At 71.3% G+C, this 5,939-nt stretch carries 4 protein-coding genes; all 4 read right to left on the reverse strand.

Annotation, left to right across the window (positions count from 1 at the left end):
- Positions 1-167: 167 nt before the first annotated feature.
- The 4 genes from AC0IYU_RS34685 to AC0IYU_RS34700 are packed head-to-tail and all read right to left on the reverse strand — an operon-like array spanning position 168 to position 5,731.
- Entirely contained in the window at positions 168-1,334 is a 1,167-nt protein-coding gene (locus tag AC0IYU_RS34685) for a hypothetical protein (protein ID WP_472126910.1), read from the reverse strand.
- Positions 1,335-1,361: 27 nt separating this feature from the next.
- Entirely contained in the window at positions 1,362-2,111 is a 750-nt protein-coding gene (locus tag AC0IYU_RS34690; protein WP_472126912.1) for a hypothetical protein, read from the reverse strand.
- A gap of 23 nt (positions 2,112-2,134) precedes the next feature.
- Positions 2,135-3,724 carry a murein transglycosylase A gene (gene mltA / locus AC0IYU_RS34695; protein ID WP_472126915.1) on the reverse strand — a complete coding sequence of 530 codons (1,590 nt, stop codon included), beginning with the start codon at positions 3,722-3,724 and terminating at the stop codon, positions 2,135-2,137.
- 57 nt (positions 3,725-3,781) lie between these two features.
- Positions 3,782-5,731, reverse strand: a complete 1,950-nt coding sequence (locus tag AC0IYU_RS34700; RefSeq protein WP_472126918.1) for a protein kinase domain-containing protein — start codon at positions 5,729-5,731, stop codon at positions 3,782-3,784.
- Positions 5,732-5,939: the final 208 nt, after the last annotated feature.

The following is a 5,939-nucleotide window of genomic DNA, read 5'->3' on the forward strand; positions in this document are numbered from 1 at the left end:
CACCCCGACCCTCCCCCGAAAGGGGAGGGAGGAAGGCATGGCTCCTTCCCCCTCTGGGGGAAGGCTGGGATGGGGGCAGGCAGAGCGCTCGATGGATACGCCGCTTGCCCCCACCCCTGCCCTCCACCGGAAGGGGAGGGAGAAACGCGAAGGCGCTGCGGCGCGTGTCATGGCCGTTGCGACACCGGTCCGGCCGACTCGACCAGCGGCGAATCCGCCAGCACCGCCAGCGCGTCCACCGGCTCCGGCACGCGCAGGAGCCATGCACCGCCCCCACCGGGCCCGCCCACCACGTCCGCCGAGATCGACTGGAGCAGCCGGTCGGCCTCGTCCATGCGCACGCCGTCCTTCCAGCGCACCACCAGGTCGGCCCTTGCGGGCCCGGGCGCGGGCGCGGCCGGCACGGCGCGAAAGCGCACCTCGTCTTCTTCGCCAGCATCGCGCCCGCCGAGCAGCCCGATGTTCTGCACCAGCACGCACACCGCCAGCACCGCGAACGCCGGGCGCGCCCAGCCTTCCGCGCCGAACCAGCGGCGGATGCTGCCCCACCAGCCGCCTTCGGGCCGCGGCTGCGGCCGAGCGCGCGTGGGCGGCTCGGTGCCCTCTTCCCGCGGCTGCGCCAGCGCCCCGCTCAACGCCAACCCCGCATTGCGGTACAGCCCCTGGTAGTCGGCCCGCGGGTCCTGCGGCCCGAGCGGCGTGCCCGACAGCACGGAGAACACCCCGCCCACGGTGCGCAGCGCGATGCGCCCCGGCTCGGGCGCGATGTCCGGCGCGGTGTGCGCGGCCCATTCGTCGTGCACCGCGCGGATCGCCGCCAGCCGCGTGGCCGACAGCTCGCCGAGCACGCGCGCGCACAGCTGCGCCCGGGGTTCGAGCGTGAGCACGTTCCAGGTCTGCACGACGCCGAACATCGGCTCGAAGGGCTCGTCGCCGGGCTCCAGCAGCACGTCGAAGGCGCCGGCCCAGTCGGCCTCGGCGGCGGCCATCCAGCCCTGCCAGAGCTCGCCGTGGATGCAGCGGTCGAGCAGCACGCCGAGCAGCCGCCCTTCATGCACCACGCTGACCAGCCGGCCCGGCGCCCAGCGCGCCGGGAAGGCGCGCCGCGTGACCGCCTCGCGGCGCCTTGCCAGTTCGTCCAGCGGCAGCAGCAGGTCGGAGGCGTGGGCTTTCGGTACGGGTTCGGCCCTCGTTCCGCGGACCGCGCCCGGCAGGGCCACGACGACCGCACCGGGCGCAACAGGTTCATCGTCCGCCTCGGCGTCGGGCACGGCCGCGCCGGTTTCGAGCGCGTTGCGGATCACGCTGAGCGGGGGCCAGAGGTCGTGGGTCATGGCGTCTGTTCCTGAATGGCTATGTCTTCAGGCATAAGACGCTTCAGCACCCAGGATTTTGAAAACCTGCAGGATCGCGCCCATGTTGTCGGGCTCCAGCGCGATGCCCAGCGTCTGCTGGATCCAGCCGCCGAGCCGGGTCTTCGCGTAGTCGGCCGTCAGCCCCTCGCGCTTGTGCACCAGGCCCAGGCGGCCCGCGCGGTAGTGGTACGACGCAATGGCGTGGCGCGACGCGATGCCCGACAACCCGCCCTCGGCCTCCTTGCCGAAGCCCTCGCACAGCAGCAGGCGCTCGGGCTCGGGCAGCTCGGCGATGAAGGCCCGCGCGGCCAGCTGCACGCGCTGCGCGCTCAGGCCGTGCTCGGCCAGGCAGCCCTCGATGTCTTCGTCCGCGCCGACTTCGTCTTCGAGCTGCGCCTCGGTGATCTGCTCGCCGATGGACAGCTTGCGGCGAAAGGAACTCGCGCGCGTGCAGTCGATGAGGTAGCGGCGGAAGTACGCGCACAGCGCGAAGGCGGTGGACGGCGCGCTGTGGCCCGCGCGTTCGTCGGCCTCGTCGGGGTCGGCATCGAGCCGCAGCACCTTCACGTAGATGAACTGCGCCACCAGCTCCTGCCGGCCCTCGCCCAGCACCTGCAGCTCGGGCGGATTGCAGGCCCCCAGCGCCTCGCCCACGATGCGGTACATGGCGCCCATGTCGTGCGGCGACAGCGTCTGCCTGCGCCGCCACAGGCGGACGAGTTCAGAGCTCTCGGCGGACGAAAGGGTTTCCTGCATGGAGGTTCGAGGCGCCCGATCGGTCAGTCGTCGACGCAGCTGCCTTCCGAAGGCACCAGGCACTGCGGCAGGTCCGCGCCCACCGCGGCGCCGCGCGTGCGGATGGTGGACGACACCGCGGCCTGCGCCACCGCCAGGCCGCGCGGCAGAAGAATCCACAGCTGGCCGCGCTCCTTCATGCGGCGCGCGTTGGTCGCGGCCTGCTGGCCGTTGCCGAAGAAATAGTCGGCCCGCACCGCGCCGCGGATGGCGCCGCCGGTGTCCTGCGCAATCGTCAGGCGCTGCATCGGCGCGCCGCTGCCGGGGGTGCGCGTGGACACGAAGACCGGGTAGCCCAGCGGCGTGCTGCGCGGGTCCACCGCAATCGAGCGCCCCGCCGACAGCGGCACGCCGAAGGCGCCCACCGGCCCGCCGACGGGCGAGGTGGCCTCCTTGAAGAACACGTAGCTCGGGTCCTTGATGCCCGAGCCCGCCACCGCACCGGCCGTGCGCCGCCCCGGCACCACCACCGGGCCGCTGGCCACCGGCCGCGCGAGCGTGAAGCCGCGCGTGCGGATCGCGCCGCTGTCGACCGCGCCCACGTCGTCTTCGTCGCCGCCGTCGTCGAGCTGCAGCTCGATGGACGAGCCGCGCACCTTCACCGCGCTGCGCGGCTTGCCATTGGCGGCCTGCGCGATCGTCGGGCGGAAGGGCTGGCCGTTCTGCTCGGCATAGGCCACGCGCACGATGTCGCCGTTGGCCATCTTGATGCGCCCCGAGCCCTGGATCTGCATCTCGTACAGCGCGGTGGCGCTGCTCACGAAGGCCAGCACCTTGGCGTTGGGCGCGCCCTTGGTCTCGATTTCCTCGCGCGTGTAGTACGGCAGCAGCTGCTTGCCCTCGACCCGCAGGCGCACCTTGCGGTCGAGCGTGTCGCGCGCAATGCCCGAGAGGTCGAGCGCATACAGGCCCGGCGCGCCCATGTCGCGCGTGCTCAGGCCGGTCTGCACGACCACGTTGCGGCCTTCCACGCGCGCGGCCACCGTGCCGTTGCCCGCGGGCAGCTTGCGCGCATCGGCGAACAGCATGTCTTCCGGCTGGCCGTACACGGGGTAGATGAACGGCGCGCCGTACTGGCGCGCGCCCGCGATCTCCGGCTCGAAGTAGCCGGTGACCACGCCGTCGGGGCGACGGTCGTCGTCGCGGATCTGGTAGGCCGAGAACTCGCTTTCGAAGAAGCCCCGGATGGCGTTGGTGCTCTTGCCGTCGACCTTGAGCGCGCGGGCGCACACGTCCTTCCATTCGGCGCCGCGCCCGGTGAGCACCTTGCAGCTGCCGAGGAAGGCGGGCCAGCTCTCGGAGAAATCGTCGCGCGACCAGCCCGGCACCGCGTCGAAGCCGACCGAGGTGTAGGTGGCGAGCTGCGTGGAGAAGGTGCGCGCCTGGCCCGCCACGCTGGCGCCGGCGGGCGCCGACGGGCGCGGGGCGGCGGCGTCGGGCGTGGTGGCCGTGGTGGCGGTGTTGGCCGCCGGTGGCGGCACGGCACAGCCGGCCAGGCAGGCCATGGCGGCGGCCGCGGCCCATCGAAGCGCGGGAACAGCGAAAACGACGCGTTGCTGCTGCGGGGTGTTCATGAAAGCCTCCTTGTCCGAAGAACGGCGGCCCGGAAAAGGCCGACGCTCTGCAGACGATTACTTCTCGACGATTTTGAAATTCGCGACGCCGTACACGTCGTTGCATGGCGCGCCAGGCCCGCACACGGGCTTGCCCAGCAGCGGCGAGGGACCGGTGCCGCGCGTGGCCTCCAGCGCGGCGAGCACCGGCAGCGGAAACACCGGAAACACGCCGTCGTTCTGCACGCCCGCGGCGGTGAAGTCGCGCTCGTGCTCGCTCACCAGCACCGCGAACTGGTCGGTGCCGGCCGGGCCGCCGGCGTCCATCGGCCACGAGGCGCGCGGCAGCGAGAGCGCGCCGCCGGCGGTGATCTTGTTGTACTTGTCCAGCAGGTTGGGGAACAGCAGGAACATCTCGCCGCCGCTGGACAGCAGGAACACGTAGACAAAACCCTCGCGCTTGCTGCGCACCTCGAAAGCCAGGCGGTCCTTGCCGATGGTCACTTCGGGCTTCTTCGGTGCGGCCGTCACGTCGAAGCCCGCGGCGGCGCCGGCCGCGAGGGACTGCAGCGATTCGGTGGGCGTGCGCGGTGCCGGCGGGGGCGGTGGTGGTGGCGGCGGCGGTGCAGGGGCTTGCGCGACCTGGGTGTCGGGTTGCTGCTGCTGCGGCTGCTGCTGCTGCGTGACGGCGACGGGCGGCTTGCCGCCGTTGCCTTCCGCGCCACTGCCCGCGCGCCCCTGCAGCCACCACCAGCCGCCGCCGGCTGCCGCCGCGAGGACGGCGACCGATGCGAGTGCAGCCATCGTCCTGTTGCCCTTGCCCTTGCCCTTGCCTGCGTTGCTGTAGCTGCCTGCGGGCGCAGGGGCCGGCGACGGCGTCTTTCCGCCCGCCTTGCTGGTGGCCTTGTTGCCGCTGGCGATGACGGTCGCCGCGTCGGCGTTCGCCGTCTCTGCGGCGCGGCGCGGCGGCTGCGTGCGCGGCGTCGGCGCGATGCTGTGGCCGGCGTCGAGGTCGAGCGCTTCGCGCAGCTCGGCCATCGACTGCGGCCGCTGCTCGGGCCGCACGCCCAGGCCCGCGTCGATCGCCTCGAGCAGGCGCGGGCTGTAGCGCTGGCGCAGGATCTCGTTGCCCGCGAGCGGCACGTAGCTGTCGGACAGCAGCCGCGCCACCGAAGGCGGCGGCGCGCGGCCGCACACGGCCACGTGCATCACGGCCGCGAGCGCGTACACGTCGGTCCACGCACCCTGCGACATGTCGGGCATCTCGGCGTACTGCTCGATGGGTGCGTAGCCGGGCTTGAGGATGACGGTGATGGCCTGCGTCTTGTCGGTGATCACGCGGCGCGCGGCGCCGAAGTCGAGCACCACCGGGCGGCCCGAGCCTTCGAGCAGGATGATGTTGTCGGGCGCGATGTCGCGGTGGTAGCAGTTGGCGTTGTGCATCACCGCCAGCGCCTGCGTGACGCCGTCCATGATGCGGATGAGCCAGGCCTCGTCGACGCCTGCGGGGATGGCTGCCAGGGCCTCTCTCAGCGTGTCGCCCCTGTAGAAAGGCATGACCATGTAGGTGGTGCCCTTCTCCTGCCAGAAGCGGTAGACCTTCAGGAGCGACGGGTGGTCGAATTGGGCGAGCAGGCGGGCTTCGTTGATGAAGCTGCGCATGCCGAGGTCGAAGGTTTCCCTGTGTCTTTCCGACAGGGGGACGACGGTGCCGTCCTGCTGCCTGGTCGACAGCGAGGTCGGCAGGTATTCCTTGATGGCCACGATGCGTTCGAGGGTGTGGTCCCAGGCTTCGTAGACGACGCCGAAGCCGCCCTGGCCTATGACTTTGGTGACTTCGAATTCTGCGAGGCGGCTGCCTACGGGGAGCAGGCCTGCGTCGTGGCTTGCTGTGGCTTGCGGGTTGCCTGGGAGGCTGGTAGTTGCGCCGGCTGTGATGACTGTGGCGTAGGTGTCGCCTGTGGTCGTTGGGGTTGGCGACCTGGGCATTACTCGGGTGCGGTCGTCTTGCTTGTTGGAGTCGGTCATCGACTGGCTCCTTTTTGAACTGGCATGAGGGGTTGCTTCCCGAGGCCGGGTCTCGCCCCGGCAGGCGAGCTACTTTCTTTTGCTTCGCCAAAAGAAAGTAGCCAAAGAAAAGGCGACCCCACTGTCTGCGACCCTGCGCTTCGCTCCGGGCAACCTGCGGTGCTCACGTTTCGCGGGGTCTCGCCCAAACTCGCTTCGCTCAAACAAG

The organism is Variovorax sp. AC103 (assembly GCF_979254005.1).